Annotated in this window: 15 protein-coding genes and 1 pseudogene; 5 read left to right on the top strand and 11 right to left on the bottom strand. The window is 57.8% G+C overall.

Annotated elements, in window-relative coordinates:
• The coding region (locus tag ACZBJS_RS23935; RefSeq protein WP_463439360.1) for a transposase at nt 1–300 on the bottom strand (300 nt) is incomplete at its 3' end.
• A gap of 213 nt (nt 301–513) precedes the next feature.
• Between ACZBJS_RS23935 and ACZBJS_RS23930 the strand changes: the two genes are divergently transcribed.
• Nucleotides 514–951: a PD-(D/E)XK nuclease domain-containing protein gene (locus ACZBJS_RS23930; protein ID WP_463439359.1), complete on the top strand. Its 438-nt coding sequence runs from the start codon at nt 514–516 to the stop codon at nt 949–951.
• A gap of 249 nt (nt 952–1200) precedes the next feature.
• Here ACZBJS_RS23930 and ACZBJS_RS23925 read toward each other — a convergent pair.
• The 5 genes and pseudogenes from ACZBJS_RS23925 to ACZBJS_RS23905 all read right to left on the bottom strand — a co-directional run.
• Nucleotides 1201–1392, bottom strand: a pseudogene (locus ACZBJS_RS23925) (IS481 family transposase); the annotation flags it as partial.
• Nucleotides 1368–1958, bottom strand: coding sequence for a nucleotidyl transferase AbiEii/AbiGii toxin family protein (locus ACZBJS_RS23920; RefSeq protein ID WP_463439358.1), 591 nt, complete (start codon nt 1956–1958; stop codon nt 1368–1370). The pseudogene ACZBJS_RS23925 and the gene ACZBJS_RS23920, both read right to left, overlap by 25 nt.
• Complete coding sequence (locus tag ACZBJS_RS23915) at nt 1948–2586, bottom strand: hypothetical protein (RefSeq protein WP_463439357.1); 639 nt, start codon at nt 2584–2586, stop codon at nt 1948–1950. The genes ACZBJS_RS23920 and ACZBJS_RS23915 overlap by 11 nt, the downstream gene beginning before the upstream one ends.
• A 772-nt stretch (nt 2587–3358) precedes the next feature.
• The gene (locus ACZBJS_RS23910) at nt 3359–3739 is read right to left on the bottom strand and encodes a helix-turn-helix domain-containing protein (RefSeq protein ID WP_463439356.1); all 381 of its coding nucleotides are present in this window, start codon (nt 3737–3739) and stop codon (nt 3359–3361) included.
• A gap of 245 nt (nt 3740–3984) precedes the next feature.
• Nucleotides 3985–4227, bottom strand: coding sequence for a hypothetical protein (locus tag ACZBJS_RS23905; RefSeq protein WP_463439355.1), 243 nt, complete (start codon nt 4225–4227; stop codon nt 3985–3987).
• Between the two features lie 876 nt (nt 4228–5103).
• Here ACZBJS_RS23905 and ACZBJS_RS23900 point away from each other — a divergent pair.
• Nucleotides 5104–6762, top strand: coding sequence for a DUF6119 family protein (locus ACZBJS_RS23900; RefSeq protein WP_463439354.1), 1659 nt, complete (start codon nt 5104–5106; stop codon nt 6760–6762).
• An 824-nt stretch (nt 6763–7586) separates the two neighbouring features.
• On the opposite strand, the gene ACZBJS_RS23895 is transcribed toward ACZBJS_RS23900, so the two are convergent.
• From ACZBJS_RS23895 to ACZBJS_RS23875, 5 genes are all read right to left on the bottom strand, one after another.
• The gene (locus ACZBJS_RS23895; RefSeq protein ID WP_463439353.1) at nt 7587–8825 is read right to left on the bottom strand and encodes a hypothetical protein; all 1239 of its coding nucleotides are present in this window, start codon (nt 8823–8825) and stop codon (nt 7587–7589) included.
• Nucleotides 8822–9172, bottom strand: coding sequence for a hypothetical protein (locus ACZBJS_RS23890; RefSeq protein WP_463439352.1), 351 nt, complete (start codon nt 9170–9172; stop codon nt 8822–8824). The genes ACZBJS_RS23895 and ACZBJS_RS23890 overlap by 4 nt, the downstream gene beginning before the upstream one ends.
• Complete coding sequence (locus ACZBJS_RS23885) at nt 9172–9711, bottom strand: hypothetical protein (RefSeq protein ID WP_463439351.1); 540 nt, start codon at nt 9709–9711, stop codon at nt 9172–9174. Before ACZBJS_RS23885 ends, ACZBJS_RS23890 begins: the two co-directional genes overlap by 1 nt.
• Before the next feature lie 354 nt (nt 9712–10065).
• A complete protein-coding gene (locus ACZBJS_RS23880; RefSeq protein WP_463439350.1) occupies nt 10066–13230 on the bottom strand; it encodes a nucleotidyl transferase AbiEii/AbiGii toxin family protein in 3165 nt (1054 codons plus the stop codon).
• Nucleotides 13231–13238: 8 nt separating this feature from the next.
• Entirely contained in the window at nt 13239–14060 is an 822-nt protein-coding gene (locus ACZBJS_RS23875; RefSeq protein WP_463439349.1) for a type IV toxin-antitoxin system AbiEi family antitoxin domain-containing protein, read from the bottom strand.
• A 292-nt stretch (nt 14061–14352) separates the two neighbouring features.
• Between ACZBJS_RS23875 and ACZBJS_RS23870 the strand changes: the two genes are divergently transcribed.
• Genes ACZBJS_RS23870 through ACZBJS_RS23860 form a run of 3 tightly spaced genes read left to right on the top strand, consistent with a single transcriptional unit; the run spans nt 14353 to nt 20149 of the window.
• A complete protein-coding gene (locus ACZBJS_RS23870; RefSeq protein ID WP_463439348.1) occupies nt 14353–15207 on the top strand; it encodes a hypothetical protein in 855 nt (284 codons plus the stop codon).
• Nucleotides 15200–18481: a DEAD/DEAH box helicase gene (locus ACZBJS_RS23865; protein ID WP_463439347.1), complete on the top strand. Its 3282-nt coding sequence runs from the start codon at nt 15200–15202 to the stop codon at nt 18479–18481. The genes ACZBJS_RS23870 and ACZBJS_RS23865 overlap by 8 nt, the downstream gene beginning before the upstream one ends.
• Before the next feature lie 27 nt (nt 18482–18508).
• Entirely contained in the window at nt 18509–20149 is a 1641-nt protein-coding gene (locus ACZBJS_RS23860; RefSeq protein WP_463439346.1) for a hypothetical protein, read from the top strand.
• The last annotated feature ends 10 nt before the right edge of the window (nt 20150–20159 follow it).

The raw sequence follows: 20159 nt of genomic DNA, 5'->3' as shown, positions 1-20159 counted from the left end.
ACGGTGGCGGAAGCTCAGCTCGCCGCAGAAGTATTGGTAATAGGGGTTCTCGATCCAGCGAGCGCACAGCACCTCATCTGACAGGTTGTGCATGTGCTTCAAAATGAACAGGCCGGCGACTAGCCGCGTCGGCAAGCCCGGCTGTCCCGACCCTGCTTGGCACACCGAACTGAAGCGCTCATTCAGGATGTTCCAGTCGATCAGCGCTGCCAACCGCACCAGCGGATGACCCATGTCGATGATCTGATCAAGCGCCGGAAGCAACAGGTCTTTCTGGCGATCATCCCGCGGCTTGCTCATCGCATTCCCCAATGTCGACGACGCTGTCAGGGAATCACGAATCACCCAAAAGCAAAACCTAAAACGCAAGAAAGCGAGGTCCAATACCCCGCTTTCCTGCAAAATCGAATACTACATCAAGACCAATTCTGCTTATTTCTCAAGTCAATCCGCATTCTTCACGGACGACTAGCTGCAGCGCGCGCGGCCGGCTAGAAAGATCCCGATGTTATCTTGCGGCTAGCCAAACGTCTCCATGCGATCATCCATCAACTGCGGGAGAGGCGGGAGCAACGCTCAACTCTTGAAGTCGAAGATGAGTATGACGTGCAAGACTTGTTTCACGCGCTACTCACTATCTATTTTGATGACATACGAAAAGAGGAGTGGTCTCCGAGCTATGCCGGGGGTGCTTCACGCATGGACTTCTTGCTACCGGAAGTTGAGGCGGTTGTCGAGATCAAGATGACGCGCCCATCTCTGACGACCAAGCAGCTTGGCGAGCAATTGATCGTTGATATCGCAAAGCACAAGCAGCACCCGCCGCGCCGCAGCCTCTACTGCGTCGTGTATGACCCTTCAGGTCGTATTTCAAACCCCCGTGGCGTTGAGAGCGATCTGAGCGGTGACAACGAAAAAATGAGCATTCGCGTGATGATTGTGCCTAGATAGGCTTTCAGTCGGGACTACAATCCAAGCTTTCAGAAGTATTGAACCGCCCTTTCACGATTTACGCGGCTGAATCTGTCGACGTGAAAAGGCTATGAGGCTGCCGAACATTGGCTGATAGCTGCCGCTCTCAGGCGGGAAATGATGGCTACTCAGGGAATGAATGATAGCTCCCATTTGGGTGCGGTCGAATTTGCCATAAAAAACTATCGGTACAATATGGCTTTGCATCGTTGGCAGCGGGCTAAGCGGCGGTACCGGGCAATGCCGCCGAAAAGCAACGATGATCGCCTCCTCTTCGACGGAAAGGACAGTCGATTTGGCATCTTTGGGACCTGTCGGGAGATCAGCGACGGTCTTGCGCTGCTTCCACTTCGCGACGGTCTTCTGATTGACCCCGTAGCGCTTGGCGAGCGCTCTCAGGCTCTCTTGACTATTTTGTATTGCTCGACGGACTGCCTCCGTCGTGGTGGCGCAGCCCTGTCATACAGCCACGAACTGATGTCCCTTGGCGTATTCGGAGCAACCTTGTCAAAGCCAGCCTCAAGCAGGACGCCGTCTCGAAGTCCTTCCATGGGCTCGGTGATGCTCTTGTAGATCAGCCGGATGCCCCCGTTGCGGTAGTCGGGGACATCATCGAACGCCGTATCGCGTTCGACCTTTACGATCCCGTCAATCTTGATTGTCTGGGCGAGCCAATCGAAGAAATCCTTCCGAGATTTGATATGCGCCGGCTTATCGTGGTTCTTGCCGGTTTTGACATTCTGGCCGGCCGGAGGCTCGATAAGAATATCGATGTCCTCTGAAAACCGGCCAATGATGCCATGCCCCTTCGATAGGGACGTGCCACCCTTCAGCTGAAAGGTAAAGCCAAGCTGTTGAAGGCCGTAAAGGCAATGCATAATCCAGTAGTCTTTTTCAACCAAAGCCGGATCAATGCCTTTTTCTTCCGCCACAATCCGGATCAGATCCGCAAATTGCGGATGGTTGTGGAGGAAATCAGCCGGCATGTAGCTCGTTCGCTCCTAGTGCACGGTTGAAGAACTTCTTCGTTCGTTCATTGCCATACTCGCGAACCGCGCGAAGCAAGCGGCGCCGGTCGGTCGAGGCAGCACGTCTCTCGACACGCTCCAGAACTTCTTCCTTTGCTTCGGCAAGCTGGTCGACGTTGTTAACGAGATCGACAAGCAAAAATTCTGGCGTCAGTGACTTCGGAAAGCGCGGCTTCACCCGGAACGCATACTTGCGATTGCCGAGCTGAAACTCACCATGGCGCTTGTGATTGTAGACGACCGTCTTGTCATAGAGCTGCGTCGTCCCCACCCCGAGGCTGTTGTAAGCATTCGGGGAGGCGAGCAGAAACGTGTCATCCTTCAGGAACGCGCACACGACTTCCTTGTCGGATGCCGGGGCCGGTCCAAACACAGTCTCCTTCGGATAGACATAGAGGCCACCCGAAAGCTTCTTGAGGGTACCGCTCTCAACCAGTTGCTTGAGATGCCGATCGACAGCCGTCGACCAGCGGGCCAAATCCGCCCGTCGATAGGCTTGGCCTGGCTTCAGATGGCGTTTGAGCTGGTCGAGTTTCGTCATGCCAGCAATATAGGCCAAACGGATTCGCAGTGCAAGGAATTTCATTTAAAAATCATGCACATTATCAATTAAGTAACTGATATTACGATAATTTATGAATACCCTGTTGATTACGATGCCCTATTCCGGCAACGGACAATGAACCGATCGAACCGGATTCCCGGTCCAGAGCACTAGATTTCATAAGGGTTTGCGGCCGATTCGGCGCCGTACCCTACTAAAAACCCAACTACGTCGCGGATGCTGCTATCGAGGGGTTTACTCACGCTCGCCCCATCCGCGCCTGGGCATGCCCCAGCGCGCGCATCGCGGTCGGCCATGCTGTGGCCGTTGCGTCGAAACAGGTTGCCAAGCGCATCGGTGTCGCCGTCGGTCAACGGCGAGCGGCCATGCGCTTGCAGCCAGCCTGCGGCCACCAGGAACGTGCGCGGATGCTTTCTCGCGCCAGCGTGCACCGACCTTGCGACCACACGCAAGCCAGGTGGCCCATGCGGCATCAAAGCGGCCACGGTCTAGGTGCGGTAGTTCGCCGGCCTCCACCCAGATGCGGACCGCGCGGGGCGTGAATTGCAGCATGGCGCCGATTTCCTCGGCGGTTGCGAAGTAGATTGGTTCGTTGCTCATGATTTCATTCAGTGAAACGGAAGATGGGTTTTCAGGGCCACGCAGATATCAAACGGGGCGGGACACTGCCCCCGCTTGGTGCACCCCTGCTGGAAGGACCCGCCACCTTGGGGTGGGGTGCCTACCCCCGCCAGCGCCCCTCTCGGGCCATCCCCAGCGAGGCGCCTGCAAGCCCGTGGCGATGCGATCAGGCTCAGGGCGAGGGGTTGGATACCCCGACGCCTCGCAGCCCCTTGACTGTTAGCGTGTAGCGTCCACGTGAGTCGCGCATCACCAGCCCCAGCCTGACCAGGCGAGACAGGCGCCTGATGACCGTGGGCCTGGCCACACCGAAGTACGCCGCGATCTTCGAGTGAGTCATAGGCCGCCGCTCTGATGCCGCACTGACAGCCAGCACGATCAACAAGTCTCGGATGTTGCCGCCCAGGTCGCCGACGAATAGACGCCGATTGATGTCGCGCATGGTGTTCAGCAGCTTGCGAAGATCGGCGGCGTGTTCCCATGTTCCCGCTGTTCCTGCGTGCCCACCTGTTTTCAAAACTTCCTCCGGCTGCTGTCTGCCCTGTTGCAGCACTATTTACAGAAGTCTTTAGAAGGGTGGGAACAGTGGGAACGTGAGAACACAGGCTGTTCGTCATTGGAGAATTGATGTTCCCGCCAGCGTTCCTACACCGGCTAGAAGAGGCGGTCTTCGTCATCGTCTAGTCCCGCATCTGTCCCGGCCTTCACCCACACCCAGCGCGTCATCGATCCAAACCGCTTCTTAATGCGGTGATACCCCAACAACCGCAGCGCGCTGGCGGCACGCATCTGTTCAGCCTAGCCCTGGCGGGCCACTTCGACGCCGAGTGCTTCGAGCACAGCGGCCACGTCGATGGTGCTCTTGCCCATGCAGTAGTCGGCAATCCTCGTCAGCTTTCCTAAAAGACCGACCTCGTTGAGCCGACAAAGGGCTCCAACGTGAAAGACCATAGCGCGATATCCGCCGCTCGAAAGCGACAGAGCGATGCCGGCTTCGACGGCCGCAGGCTGCTGATGTGGATTGGTAAGTTCCTCTTCCATGGGACATCCCCAGCTGTCGCGTTCTCACGAAGTCGAATTGCAAAGCAAGGAGTCACCTTCAACCGCACCTTCGATCTCGTTCATGTTTGTTGCTGGTCGGGGACTCGGGACGAGTGCTGATCGGCTCAGCGTTTCGCGAAGGCTTCGTGTGCGGCATCCGGATGGTTTCATCCGTGAAAGCTTGCGCACACGGGGGCCAAGCAGCGCCGAAACATCCATTGGCTCTATGCTGTTAAAACGCGTATCGCATCAATCGCATCGGTGTAAAAATCGCACATGCGCGTCCCGCGCACGGTTCAACTACAGCGATTGCGTGGCACAGATAGGCTGCGTATTTCAATCGATACGTGCAGAAAATTGCAGATAATCTGCGCCGGTCCGCGGCTACTTTTGGCGGAATCACTGAGGATGATGGAGTGCGGGCCAAGGTCGGTAGCTGACAACGGGCCGGCCGGCTTGAGAGAAGTGTGTGGGCCAACAGTGCGATTGCTCGAAGAGTTCTCGCCCAGCCGGTCCGCGAGTGGCGCAACTTTGCTTTGACTTGCCGCTTGTCCAGCCATAAACTGTAAGTTGTGTATGTTTAAGGTCTGATATTGAATGGATTGTGCAGCATGGCAAAGGCGAACAAGCTGGTTCGCGCCATGGACAACCCCAGGAAGAAGGCCGGAGTGAAAATCGTCGCTAAGGATCTCTATGGGCATTTCGCAGTTTTGTGTAGCAGCTCGCGATATTTTTAGGAATGCGCGTCCGAAGCTGGCGACCAGCTTGGGCGGGCTCAAGGCCGTCAATGCAGATCAGTAAGAGCAGGCCTCCATTCTTCCAACTCACTTCAGGTCAATCGAGGTGTCCTCGCTGCGAGCACCGGGCAGGGCGCGAATGACTGACGAGGAAGGAACAGCGAGCAAGTCGATGAGCCTTTCCGTGAGGCTTCTTCGAGAGGAGCGAAGCATTGATGAATCGCTCCGAGACGGCCTTGGGCTTGAGGAACGGCCATCTGAAACTGGAAGGTTGTTTGTTGGTCAGGCGCCGGCGGTGCCGCCGACTTGGTTCAAATTCGTCCGCGAGTTTGCCGTTGGGGAGTTCCGACCGCTGGTAAACCAGAGTTGTGCGGCTGTGTTGTTCTTGGATGTGCCGCCCGAGGACAAACGAAAGGCGACGCGCACCGTAGCGCTCACGTTCGGAACCGCTTATCATTCGCTTGACCCCGACGCTTTCGAAAGAAGCTTCGGCCTGAAAGTTGTTCTGAATGCCGTCGCACGCTCGAATCTGCGCAGCCTGGATATTGCCACGCTTGATGCCACAACATTTCAAAAGCGCATCCAGGCAAGTCGGGACGCCGACCTGCGAGGATTCGGCATTGACGTTGACCGCGACCTCTTGAGGCTTGCCGCGGGATCGCCGAGGGACAATTCCTTCGCAAGATCACTTGCTGGGAAAGACGCTCTGGTGCTGCATACCAAGACGTCACCCGCCGACGTGATCGAGAAATGCAAGACGGCCCTCAAGCTCTATCACGCCACGGATTACAGGGAGGATTTCGGCTTCATCGACTTCGTGACTCCGATTCGCCGGCAAGATCTTATCGAGCAACTCGACGCGGCAGTCTTTGCCGAGCTGCAGGAACTGGTGAAGGGGAATGCATCGGACCTTCACATCACGTTGCCGGATATACTGAGCCCGGAAGAGAGCGTCGAGGTGGGGTATTTCGGGATAGGGCTGAAATCGGGTCGTAAGCAAGCCTACGGGCAAATCGCGATCGAGGACTATGTTGAGGAACTCAAGGCCGGACAAATCGCCGAGATAGCCGATATGGCCGAGCTCCGCGCGAGCCACGAAATCCGCGTCATTGCTGATGGCCAGGGAGACAAAAGGCAAAAGCGCAAGCTGTATGATTGCTTCGTCTATGAACTGACGCATAAGGGTGATACTTACGTCCTGTTTTCCGGCGACTGGTGCGCGGTTGATAAGACATTTCATACGGCCGTAGAGAATGATTTCCTCAAGCTCGTGGCGAAAAAGCCGTTCGTAGCGTCGACCAGCACCCAGAATGAGCGTGAGTTCATCGCGGAGCTCGATGCACACAAGAACTTACTTAATCTCGATCAGGTGAAGCTCTCACCGGCAGGCGCGCTTCGCGCAAATCTCGAGCCCTGTGATTTTCTTTCGACAGCTAGGCAATTCATTCATCTGAAGGACGGGCACTCGTCAGCTCCGATCAGTCATCTATGGAATCAGGGTGTCGTGTCGGCCGAGTCCTTTGTTCGAGATGAGCAGTTTCGGATCGAGTTGCGCAAAGAAGTCAAGAAACGCCAGTCGAAGTCGAAGAAGGCCGGCTTTGATGTCATTTTGCCAGATGGGCGTTCGAAGCCGGTGCCGAGCGAATTTACCGTTGTGTTCGGGATCATGCGGGATCGATACAAAAAGTCCGGGACGGTAAGCCTTCCGTTCTTTAGCAAAGTGAGTCTTCGAGCCATCGCGGGCCGCATTGAACTGATGGGTTTCCCGGTGGAAGTTCATCTTGTGGAGCGAAACTAAAGCTGCATTGGCTGTAGTGGTGGTAACGCGTTCTAAATCGGCCAAGCGCTGAGGTGTCCGACCCCCAGCGCTCGGTCGAATGGCCGTGAAGGAAAGGGCGGGAAGCCGTTTTGGACGAGCCACGGCGTATCAGCGCGCACTTCGATGTTGTCGATGATCTCCTGTGGCAGGCAGTTGCGGGCCGATTGCCGGAGCTCGGATCGATCGCGCTCGCTCGGTCGGGGCGGATCGGGCCACTCCTCGAGCTCGCGATGGCGACGGTCGCCGTGCCAGAGGCCTATCGGGCGGTCACGGTCGAGGCTCCGGTATTTCAACAGATAACCCAGGCGCTGCGCGATGGTTTGATCAGCGGTGCCGGCGCGCGTGATCGCGCCGGAGCATTTCCGCTGTCGCGTCTCAAACGCGAGAGGGACGGTCCGGACGAGGTCGCATGGGAGCAGTGGGCCATGCATGCGGAGAACGCGGCGGTTGCGGCGGGCCTGGCGAAGGGGCTGGTCACCGGTCTGATGGGGGCTCTCGGCGAGCTTCAGGACAATGTGTTCGAGCACAGCGGCCATCCCGAGACAGGCGTCATAGCCTACGCTGCCAGCGATGGTGCCTTTGAATTCGTCGTTGCCGACGCCGGACGAGGGGTGCTCGCGAGCCTGCGGGAAAATCCCAAATTTGCCGGTCTCGAAGACTCAGGCGCAGCATTGCGGGTCGCTGCGTCCGACGGTGCCTCGCGGCACAACCGCAGCACGGGTCACGGCTACGGGATCGGTCAGTTGTTTCGCGCCCTGGCTCACGATGCCGCCGAGCTAAGGTTTCGCAGCGGCGATCACGCTCTACGGCTCTGGGGCGACGCCCCGAACCTCAAAGGGCAGGTCGAGTTGTCGCAAAAGGCCTGGCTGAACGGCCTCTCCATTTCCGTTCGCTGCGCGCCGGATGCGGCGCGGCGGCGGACGTAGTGGGGGCCTTCCAGATACCTCATGGGAAGCGCGCACGAGCGCGACATTGTGTGCCAGAAGGTCGTCGATCGGCGCGCCTTTCGGGGTTGGGAACTTCGCCCATTTGAGGCGCCCGGATTCGGTCAGATAGGCACGTTGCCGCCGCATGGTGCGGGAAAACGCCTCGGTCTCAATCAGAGAGACCTTGTCGAAGTGGCGCTGCAAGACGCCGAGCCTGCGACCGCCGCCACGAATAACGAGCGCGAGCGGACGATTGGTGCGGTCAGCGAGCGCGCAAAGCTGTGCGATATGCCAGTCGAACCGCTCGCCCCGACCGCAGCCGGTCGCGAACTCGAAGGCGAGGATCTCGATCTCGGGACGTTCGGCGATAAGGTTGCCCCACCGGACGTAATCGTGCCGCGTGCGTGCGTTGATATGCAGCGCAGTCCGCAGGCCTGCGGCGGCCATCTCCGTCCAGGCGAGCAGGATCCGCTTCATGCCGTGGAGATTGTCGGTGCGCGGCACGTCGGTCAGCACGCTGTAGTTCGGCGTGCTGATGAGCGCGATACCGAGCGCCTTCAGGGCTGCGAGAATCGCGCCACGTTCCTTCAGCTCCCACCAGCGTTCGATCGGATTATCCTTGTCGACACCAGACACGACAATTGTCGCACCTTCGATGATGCGGAAACGATCGGCAAGGTCGGCAAAAGAGGTAGCATGCGGCTTGCCGGTAGCCAGATTGATGAGCTCATAGAGCGACAACGCGACCACCGGCTCGTCAAGGCGCGACACACGCCGATAGCCATGATCAACGAAGGGCACGACCGTCGGCAGATCGGGAACGCCGTTCGCCGCAACGCGCGGCGCGTTCTCGAAACCCAGGCCACGCACTTCGCGCACGCGCGCGACGAAAAGGCCAGGATTGAAGCGACAGACCATGTCGCACTTGCTCTTGTCCTTGCACGAGCAGAGGTCACGGCAGTCGAGGATGCCCGCGTCGGTGTGAACGCCGCCACAGCGATCGCGTTCGAGGCAGGTGGGGCAGCCCAACGACTGCGCGTGCTGCGTCGTATCGTCCCAAAGCCGCTCTGGATGTGGGAAGCGACGTGATGGTTCGTGGGACGGCCGATCGTTCATTTTACGCTGATCTCCGCGGTATCGCCGAATAATCCGACGCGCTGGATCACGCCTTCGGCGTAACCGCCGCTATCCGCGATGGCGGCGATCATTTCGGACGAGGGATTGGCGACGTGTCCGACCGCGCGTAAGCCATCGCTGACGGTGAGGCCGTCGGGCGCGGTCTGGACGATCAATGTGTCGCCCGCCTTGAGAGGGCAACTGGCATCAAGTTGGGCGGTCACCGTGCGCGCCGTCTCGGACATGGTCAGTTCGAACAATGTCGGCAATTTCAGGCGGTCGAGACCCCCGTTCCAGCGTTTGCGCCAGGGTTTGCCAGTCTGCGCGCGGATGTAGTCGAGACCCATCAGGCAATCTCCAGAAGGGGACTGAACGACTTGGATTTGCCCTGCTTGCGTTCGACGAGCAGGCCCTTGGATGCGAGCGCGGACAGCCGGTTGTTCCAGGCCGTGGGTCCGATCCGCTGGTCGGTGAAGCGGGCGGCAAGTTCGGGAGCCGTGATGGTGCCGAGTTCGAGCGCCAAATCAAAGGTCGAGCGCTGGGCCGGATCGAGCTCGCCGATTAGCTGGGCACGGACGACGGTATCGCCCGCGTCAAGTTCGCAGCTCCAGAGGACGTCGCTGCGGGCCCGGACAAAGAAATCAAGCTCCTCGGCGACGGCCTGCTGGAGATTCGCAACGACAGGATAGACATTGCGCGGTGACTGCCGGGCATAGTCGCGGAAACCAATCACGGCCTCGCGGAGGAAGGAAGCAGTGGCGATCTCGATCTGTGCGAAATCCAGGAACGCCGGCGTCGGGGCTTCCGACGAGGGCGTTGCTGCGATCAGGGCACTCAGCAGCTTGCGTCCCGGAATGGCGCCCGCGAGGACAGTTTGGCCGCCCATGAGGTCGAATAGTCGGTGTCGCAATTTCATTATCCTCACTTTATGCAAGTGAAGATGATGAACAAACCTTGTGCCGTCAAGAGTGACCCGGCGCGCTGAGCGGTTTTCCCCAACTTTCCGGCAGGAGGAATTGGGCGGCGAGGTTGAAGCGTACTTTGGACCGGCGGCTCGGATTTTCCGAAAAGCCAGCCGTCTGACCTTCAAAGCTAAGCTGCTGTCTTGCAGCGCATCCAGCTGCGATGCTCGTCCACACCACATGGTGCGCACACAATTCGCCCCGTCACTCGGGCCCGAGCCGCAATTAGTCAGAATTCGGTCGATTGACGATCAAGGTGTGAAGCAGCTCCTTCTGCTTCATTCCTCTTCGTCGGTGTCAACGTCATCGAAGATCGACCGCGAACTTGGATTTGTAACGTTTTCACTGCTTCGATTGTAGTAGTCGCCGTGCTCGGGCTCATCTGATCCGCGAGTGTCGAGAGCCGAAATTGCCTCGTCGACGTACGCGAGAGCACTCTCGATCCGGGAGGCAACATCAATATCGTCCGCCATAGCAATTCTAAATTCAGCAAGCGCGCTTCTGAGAGGTTCAAAGTAATCTCCCGGTGTCTCGCGCGAGGAATAATTGTCTTTCCAGTTTTCGACCTCGATGTCGATGAAGGGAAGCGTGTGGTCGCGGAAATCGGCAAGGATTTGCTGTATCTCCTCCTCCGTCAGGAACGAGACGATGCGGCGGTCAAGAAATCCCGGATCAGGCGTTTGGATAGCCAATTTGCGGACGGTCGCGGCATGCCTCAGCCTTTGATCTTCCGGCAGCAGACCGAATTCGTGAATGACATTCAGCAAGTCGATCGCTGATACCGCGTAGAAATAGGACATGACATCCAGCTCTCCCACAAACTCAGGGCAGCGCTCAAGAAAGAGTCGCAAGAATTCCTTGCCGCAGCGATTTGCGAGAAAGCTGTTTACCGGGCTTCGATTCTCACGCCGGCTATCGTGAAAGGCGACGATGCGTTTGATGAGCGCCTCGTAGCGATCTGCCGGGACCTCAACCTTTGTGCCGCCAATTCCGTCGGCTCCACACGACACCTCGGAAAACAATTCAGGGACGGGCGTTCCAGCCAGGTAAATGTCCATCAACTCGCGGTTTTCGGCCACGAGCGCGGCGAAGGCATCGAGGACGGTAGGGTGCTTTGCCCGCCATCCATACTGCCCCTTTTGCTTGACTTCGATGAGAAGGCTGCCATCCAGCGGCGCCAATGCAGCGCGAACGCTGGCCGGGCTTGCGCCGAGCAGGTCAATCGCATTCTCTTCCTCCGGCAGCAAAGCCACAGGGCTCGGCAGCCATCCACCGCGCATGAAGACAAGCGCGATAGCGGCGCGGCTTGAGGCGTCGAGAGTCCTTATCACCTCCTGCAGCAGTGGCACTGGTCGTGCGACAAAGTCATCGAGCCCGCCAGGACTAACCGACAGCTGTTTTGTGAAGGCAGGGTTGCCAAGGCGCCTTGCGATTTCCGGGCTGAAGCGCTCGTGAGCTGCTACCACATCAAGATGCGGCTTCAGTCGCCGCTTGAATGCAATAGATTGAGGGCCAAGACGGATATGATTATAGAGGATTTGCTCTCGTTCATCTTTCGAGAGTTGCTCAACACGAATAATGACCTGCGAGTCCTGGATGACGGGTAGAGCGGACTCTTTCAGAAAATTGCGCGCGTTCCTGTAGATGTAGTCGCGCGACGTAAACACAAATTTTGCGCCGCGCCGGATCGCCGCCCGAATATGAGGAAACGTTGCATTCCACTCTGACGTCATTTGCCAGTCGAGCTGAGTGGCGCCGAAGGCGTCGTCAACCCAGAAGAACTGCTTCTCATGAGGGTTCGATGTCGCCACGAAATCGGACGGCTCGCGCACTTTCACCGTAAAGCAATTCCATTCGTCCAGGGCTCCGAGCGCAAGGGCAGCGGCAATCGCCGACTTGCCGCAAGCCGGCTCGCCAAGAAGAAGGACGAATCCGTGTTCGACAATTGCGCGCGCAGCGGCGCGGAATGCGTCGGTCATGACAAACTTGTTCATGTCATCGCCGAGCGAGCTGAGGATTTCTTGCGCCTGCTCGTAGGCGCGGTGGTCGAGGATTTGACCGAGATCACCGAGGCCGTACACGCGCGGGATCAGCATGCGGAGGCGCGCCGACTCCCTGATGAACTGCGAGATCTGATCCGCACCATAAATGCGGCAGTGTTTCAGCCCGGGGATTGCTTCAAACGCAGCACGAATTGATTCATCGGCGGTACCGGTGAGCCGCATATTGGTGAAGATAAAGTAATTGTCCGCAAGCCCTCGCGCGGCGAGGCGCGTAGCCTTTTCGAGTTCATCCTTCAGCGAAGTCAGCGCCAAGTTGCGGCCGGGCTTCTGTGAGAATTTGCACTGGACCGTGAAGTTACCGGTGAATGTCTCGCCCTTGCTCGAAGTCCAGGTGCCGTAGAAGGCTCCGTCGCGGCCACCGTCATGCGAGTCAAAGAAGCCCTGAACGGTTTGGCCCCAGACCTCGGACGCCACGGAAACGCACAACTGCTGAAACGCCTTCCAGCCTAGCGAATGCAGTTCATACGTGGCCGGAGCAGCAAAGGCGGTCGGTGCACTGGGACGAGTCATAGGATCAGGTGCTGGCCAGCTCAGCCATTTCGAACCTCTTCGCCATGGCGGGCGTCTCCGCCCAGGCGTCGCCGGGATACGTTTTACAAATTCCGTAAAGACCGTAACGAACGCGGCGCGCTCGGCTTCGGCATCAAAATCCTCGGCGTCGTCCGCGGCAAGTAGCGGGCGCACGTCGGCCAAAAACGATGGATCTTCCAGCTTCGCCCACATGCGCTCCTCGGCCTCGGCGCGAGAAACGGCTTGGCTGGAAGCACCTAGATATTTGCCGAACAGCTTCACGATGCGTGCGGCGTCCAGTTCGTCGAACAACGCAACAGCTTTGGCAAGGTCGACAAGGTCCCGGCCCTTGTCACGTTGGAGAAGCGCGCGGAGCTTCGTTGCCAGGATTTCCTCTCGGCTGAATGATGCAATGTCCGCCTTGTCATTGAACCAGGAATTCTGGACCTCGAACGGAAACGACTTTGCTCCGTCATAAGCAATGCGCTCTCGTGTGGCGATCTCGACTTTGACGCGGATCGGCTGCGAGGCGTTTTCATCTTCAGGCTTAATGGTGAAAGTAAGCCGAGGCCCTATCTCTCCGAGGTCGTAATGCGCCCGCCCCATCCATGGCTCCAGGACAGCCCGGAGATGGTCCAGAATTGGGCCCGCGGGGCCTTCCGTCGTGCGCGTGAGATCTATGTCTTCCGAGTACCGATAGGCGCTTGGGAAGTGCAGCTTGTTTAGAGCGGTGCCTCCGAGGAACCGCAGTTCTTTCTCCAGATAATCATCCTTGAAGATTTCAACGAGCGCCCTGGATATGATGAGGTCTTGCTCGACCTGTCGATCTTCGGGCCGTGGAGCCTTTTGACTCCATGCAACGATGTTCATGGCTGGAATCATTGATCGAGCTCCGGAAGGCGATGGACCAGCACATTCCAGCGTGTGTCACGTTCCGGCGGCTTGCGGGTCTTGCTACTACGCTCGGAAGGATCGAGTTCGACCCAGGGCAGCAGTTTTTCGTTTTGCAGGTAGGCGTGAAGTGACTCGGCTGCCTGGCTGTGTTTGACATAGTCGAGCAGGTATCCGAGGCGCTGGATAACGGACCGCTCAAAGGCGGGTGCCAATTTCTGGAGTTCGTGCGCCTTCATTTTAGCCCCGAGATCAGAAAGGACAGTGGCAATGCTGTCTATCGTTCCGGTCACATGCATATAGCGCAGCAGGTCGAGCCCGGTGAGTTCGGGCGACGACAGCTTGAAGCGGCCAGTATCGGTCTTGTGGTCGACGATCGCTCCCGAAAGAGCGCCTATGTCTTTTCGATAGAAAAAGGACAGGATTGAGCGGCCGGCGCGGATTTTGGGCATCCGTTTGTCGGTTACGGTTTGGAATTGCATGACCGCCTGGTGGGACGCGCCGTGTATCTCAGCCGCCTTGAGCAATCCGACATAATATGGGTGCCCCTCGTGTTCCATGAGATCGTCGATATACCACTGCGGTGGTGGAGCACCGCGCACCAAGTACTGTGGAGGGACGACGACGTAAAAGCCGTGCCGCGGGTTAAGAAGCTGGCCTTTCTTCTGCAAGCGTTTGGCGGCGGCCAGGAAGCCCCGCGAAGTTACCTCCAGTTCGGCGATCGCTTCGTCCCGCGTAAACGAGATCCGTCCACCGGCGAGCAGATCCGTTAGATAGGAAGCGAGAGTTCGGCGGCTTCGAAGCATCATGTATAAATATACCCATAAGGTGGGTATTTTTCAACACAATGATATGTTGTAAAATACATAGAAAGTGGTGTTTTTCATACATGGGGCTGTTCCAATTCCGGTGACTTACAGTCGCTCCATCGCAGACCAAGCCCGTGCCGGCCAACAATGCTTCTCCCGGAAGGCCAGTTATCCGCGTGCCGCGAGTTGGCGGCCACCGGGAGACCGCAATGAGCATTGTGACAGGTGACTTCGTTGCAATGCGCGCTTAGATTGAACAGGAAAATATTCGCAGATTTGGAAACGATTTAGAATGCCGCTTTCGCTAAAGCCGTCCACTACTACCGAATGCAATTTTTCTGAATGGTCGATTAACAAGAAAAGCCGTGCCAAGCTGGTTGAAGTTATCGCCTACCTGTATTTGCGACAGGAAGAAAACGCTCAGCGCGTGATCAATGCCTTGGAGCCGCGCCGACGGGCTTCAAAAGGCAAGGTCGTACAGAATGTCGTACGAAAGCTGACGGCTCCGCATGCGGAAGACGTAGAGCTGCGTCGGTCGGGCACCGACGCAGAGAAGGAAGCGGCGAAGCAGCGGATCGAGACGTCGATTATTCATCGCGACGGCCTCCTGTTCCAACATATCTCGTGGGTCGCCGCGAGAATGGCTCTTCCGAATGGCTATATGACTGCTCCCCATGTGCGGCAGGCGGATAAGGGCTTTGACGGTTTTATCGTCGAGCTGGATGGGAATGGACGCGAGATCAAGCGAATTGTGCTTTGCGAGGACAAGGCTTCGAAATCGCCCCGAAGCCTCATAAGGTCCAGCGTATGGCCCGAGATCGGGACTATTCTGAACGGTGATCGCGACGATGAGATCCTCGCCGACCTCGTAACACTGCTCAAGAGTGTCCCAAACATCGATCCCGAGACGGCGGTTGACGACGTCTTCTGGGAGGGCGCCCGCGAGTTCAGGGTTGCCGTTGCGACAGGCGAAGATCAGCGCAAGGCAGGGAATTTTCTGCACATCGTTGCCGGCTTTGAAGCCGTGGCCGGTGGGGTGCTCGAGTCACGTACGGCCGGCGTGTTGCCCTTCGACGACGTGCGGATCGGGTTAGCCCTCCTCGCAGGCGAGGTGATGGCGAAAGTCGAGGAGATCGCCGGTGTTTGATCCAAGTTCTCGCGTTCTTCTACGTCAAGCACCGGACCTGCCTGGTCTGGACCCGGAAATATTGGACGAACTACTTACGGCCGCGCACATAGAGCTGGCCACAGTCCGCCTTCTGGGGGCATCTGCGATCGCAAGCGATGTGATCGACCGGGTGAGGCGCCTTGCTTCGACCTTCGAGGCCTATGTCGCACTCAATCTTCGACCAGAACAGACACGTGCCGCGGCTTTCGTCGCAGCGAGTGCTCATCAGATATTGAGCCGTGTCCGCGAAGCTGCATTAGACCGGCCGACGCTTGTTTCGGGGGATGCTGTTGGGTCGTCGATTTCGGCGACGCTCCTGTTCCTGATTGCCGACCGGGCGGCCGATGCTGCGGAAGTTGCAGGTCAACTTAGGGCCAGGGGCGAGCGGCGGGCGGTCCGACGATCTTTGATCCTCAGCCTTCGGGAGCTCGCAACCGGCAATCTAAACCCGCTGATAGAACGTGACCTCGACGAAGACCTAATTCCACAGGGAGACAGCCGCGAAGTCGCCACCGACCTCCTTCTGCGGGAATGTACGTATGCTGTTCAGGAACTCGGTCAGGAGGCGCGCGGGAGCGCCACTCCTGACACAGATGTCAGTTCAAGGCTGACCCGGGTCATCCGCCTGTCTGAGGCATCGGCACTAGAGTTCAAGCTTGGGCTTGAGGGAACGGTACATCACCAGTTTGCAGGGCCGCATCATCTGGCAACACTCTTGAGCCGCCTCATTGATGGCATGCAGGCTGCAATGCTGGTTCGGCTTCCGACACCGTCTGGTGCGCAGGCGAAGGCTTGGAGCGACTGGCTCCTCTCGCAGGCGCAATCGCGCCCGTTTCTATGGATCAATCATCTGAAGGCGGTCAGGACCGGATACCTGAACCGCGGCAGATCGATGGTGATGACGTCTCCGACCGGTTCGGGAAAGACAACTCTATCTGTCCTGAAAATTGCAGCGACTTTGTTTGCGGGGGAGAGCGTCGTCTATCTGGCGCCAACGCATGCTCTGGTCGATCAGGTCGAAACGGACATGTCTGCCCAAATCGGGGGGCTGGAGGCGGTCAGCGTTGTTGAAGACGTTGCGCTCGAGGAGCTTGGGGAGAGGCTGCCACCATTCTCTGTAATGACGCCGGAGCGCTGCCTGGCCCTCTTGGGCTTCGCACCAGAGCTGTTCGACAAGGTAGGGCTTCTTGTATTCGACGAATTTCATCTCATCAGTGCGGACGATCCGAAGACCTCGTCGAAGGTGAGCGCGCGAGCGATCGACGCGATGCTGGCGCTCCTGACGTTTCTCCGCCATCGCAAGCAAGCGGACCTGCTGCTATTGTCTGCCATGGTCGCCAACGGCGCTGAAATCGCGCGTTGGCTGCGCAGTGTGACGGGAAGGGAGGTCGAGCCGTTCGACGATCCCTGGAAGCCAACACGACAACTTCGCTCTTGTGTCATCTATGACCGCTCTGACGTTGCTCAGGCCGCGAAAGAGGCATCGAAGGAGAAAACCAAGGCGGCACGGAGCCGGGTTCGTGCGCAACCTCTCGGACTCTTCTCGTTGATCTCCGGATGGCACCCCAAGAGGCCAGAGAAGCTGGTCGTGCAAGCGCTCACCGATCGACGGCCGCCGCTTTTGAAAAACGCCAGGGGCAAATTGACGTCGAACAGGAACGACGTCGCTGCGCAGATTGCAGCGGACTACGCGTCCGTCGGAAAGCGTGTAATTGTATTCTGCAACGATACCAAGGCATGTGGAAGCGTTGCAGATCAGATCAATGGACTGCTGGCACGGGCCACGATCGCGTTGGACGAGGCGCAGGAGGAGATGCGGAAGTCAGTTCTCAAAGATGTCGGATCGTCCGACGCCGCATTCGATCCCGCTGGGTGCAGGGCGGCCGTGCACCATGGCGATCTGCTACCCCTGGAGCGGAGGTTGACGGAAAGCGTTTTCCGGGTTCGCAGGGATACCGAAAGTGACGATCTGGGCCTTGATGTGGTCGCCGCGACATCCACCATTGCGCAAGGGTTGAACCTTCCGTGCGATGTTGTGATCCTCGCAGGCACGGACAGGAGCGCGGTTGATAACCCAAGTGGCAATCCCCGCACGGATCTGCGTCCTCACGAGATACTGAACGCGCTCGGAAGGGCCGGGCGCGCAGCATACGCTGCAACTGGTCTGGCAATCGTTATACCCGCACAGCCGATTGGTGTAGAGCGATCGAACCTTGCTCTACCGGCCGAAGGAATCTTGAAGACGGTCTTTTCCGAGCAGGATGCCTGTGAGGAAATCTATGATCCGGTTGAGTTGCTGCTCGATCAGATTGAGGTATCCGCCGATTTCGATCCGAAAGTGCAATCGATCATCCGGCGTTTATCGGCTGTCACAACGGCAGGCGAGAGCGGCTTTGACGATATTGTCCGTCGCTCTCTGGGGTTCTTCCGGCTAGAAGAAGCTGATGCTCAAGGAGCGGATAGATGGCTCCAACGCTGCCGTAGCGCGCTCAAGGCTGCCGAGGAGCAACTGGAAGATCCGCCAGTTCTCGACTGGCAACGGGAAATCGCTGTCCGGAACGGTATTCCCCCAAGACTCATCGAGCGATTCGGGGAGGCGCTTGATCAGGCACCGGTTGACAAGACCACAACCGAAGACTGGATCAAATGGTTGCTCGATGTCGTGGCTGAACGACCCTTGGATTTGACGATCTTTGTCAGGGAAGCAGCCCTCGAGTCGGTCTTCGGCCGAGCCTACACGAATACGACAACGCCCAAAGCCACAGCCAAGCGCATATTGGATGCGCTTCAGACGTTGGTATCGATGTGGTGCGGAGGACGCACGCTTGTTGAGATTGAGGCTTGGCTCCTCACCTTCATTCGGACGCACGAGGGAGAGGTTAAACAACAGGCAAATCAATCGTCCACGGCGCAGCGTGCCCGCCGTTTCGCCATACGCATTGCCCCTGATTTCGGCTTCCTCTGTGGCGTGCTTGGACAGATCGTCGCCCATAAGGCTGCAAAAGGGGAAGGGACCATGCTTCCGATCATCGACATGCTGCCCCAAATGGTGAGAGCCGGGGACTACGATCGCCATCATGCCGCCTTGAGGCAAATTACAACCGCCGCTTCGCGGGTCGAAACGTTTGAGGCATGTCTCGCGCTACGCGGGCATTTCAAGGCTGGACCATCCGCAGAAATGGACGTTGTAAGAAATGAAGTCACGGCCGCGATGTTGTTTCGGTCGTTTATGGGCTTGAACGGCGAGGAGTAGAGATTTCAAGAAGGGGTTGCGGAACGGTTGGAAGATGACGCTTCGCCGAATTGCCTTGCGGCGAAATTCGGTTCTTCAAATGCGCTGATTATCTTTCCGACAACGAGAAAGCCGTTCGGCTTCAAGGGAGGGAAGGTCCTGAGCGATCGCACCGCAATAGTCGAGCAGAACGAGGCAATCCGACTGATCGACAAACAAATCGAGCTTCACGGCGAGGCAATTGGGAAGCATCTGGCACAGTATGATGCGCGCAGTGCGCTGCCGACTTGGCATGGAACCATTCGTGACATCGAGGAATTCATCAATGTCATTCTCTGCGGCGACATCGATGACGAGAAGTCCCTTCGGTTGATGCGCCTGCCGGTCGGCGCCGGGCTGGCCGCAAACCCGAATGTGGCTCTTCTGGCGAGAGACCTGGTGGCGCCATACTACGGCGAGGCGGTGGCAAAGCGATTCATGATCACCATGCTGCGGGTCACTCGCACGATGGTTGGATTTCTATCGGATGGTCGTAGTCTCGGCGACAGCTCTCAAGTCTATAGCGTCGCCGACGCCGCGGGTTATTTCCAATCGCGCCGTCGGCATTTCGTCTCGTTGCTGTACATGATGCCTGAGGTCTGTTCGGGGACGCGGCCGCTTGCTCCGGAAATGGCGTTCAATGAGCTTCTGCCGCTCGTTGAGCATTGCTGCATCTCGTTTACAAGCTGGAGCTGGAAAGGCGTTCTTGCAGAGGTATTTAAGGACTTTACCCTGGTTGCAGATAAACGGGGAGCCTATGCCAGCCACGAATATGATGCCCTGGAGGGCGTGTTCCTGGAGCCGGAGCGCGTCAGCCTCGTTGACATACATCAGCAACGTGGCGGCGACCTGACGCCGACCCGCGCCGAACCTCAGGACCCTGCCAAGATCTTCTCGGCGCCGGAACTTCGCAACAACGTGCGCTTCATCCAGGCCGCCTACGATGCCTTCGGTCTGAACGACCATGAGTACTCGGCCTTGTCGCTCCTTGTGACTGCGTTCTCCCGCTACTGTGAGGACGATTACTTCATCAGAATCGAAGTAGGAAAATTTCGTTCGATGCTGGCGGCTCAGACGGTATTCCCGTCATTAGAGCTCGAGGGCATGTTGCTCGGTGGCGATGCTGATTTCAAACAAGCAAGCAACAGCTTCATACCGTTTCTTCCCTTTGGGGAATTCGTAGAGAGCAACGTCAATCTGCTGACGCGTTTCCTAAATGCGTTCAAGAATGTCCATTTGGGTAGCCGCAAGCGCTTCCAGATCCACGCAGGCTTCATTTTCGAGCAAAAGGTGGCGGCTGACTTGTCCGAATTGGGATTCGCGGTCACGGGCATCAAGCGGATCAACCGTGCGGAGTTCGACGTCGTGACCGTTCGTGGCGATACGATCTACAATTTTCAGTGCAAGAATAATTGGATTGATCTTAGCAAGCTCGAGACCGACCGGCGGCTCCTCGCGCGCTATAATCGATCGCTCGACCGCTACTATCGGTCGGCCCTCGCCAAGGAGAAAAATAGAGAAGGACTGCTGTTGAGCGAACTCCGCCTGGCCAAAATCGAGCACTATGTGATCAGCCGCTTCCCGGTTATCACGGAGAATCTCCGTGTCATCAGCTATAACCGGCTTGTCAGGAAGGTGAGCCAAATATGAGGTGCCGCGG

The organism is Bradyrhizobium sp. KZN70725 (assembly GCF_055264925.1).
This window is presented reverse-complemented; position numbering and strand designations above follow the sequence as displayed.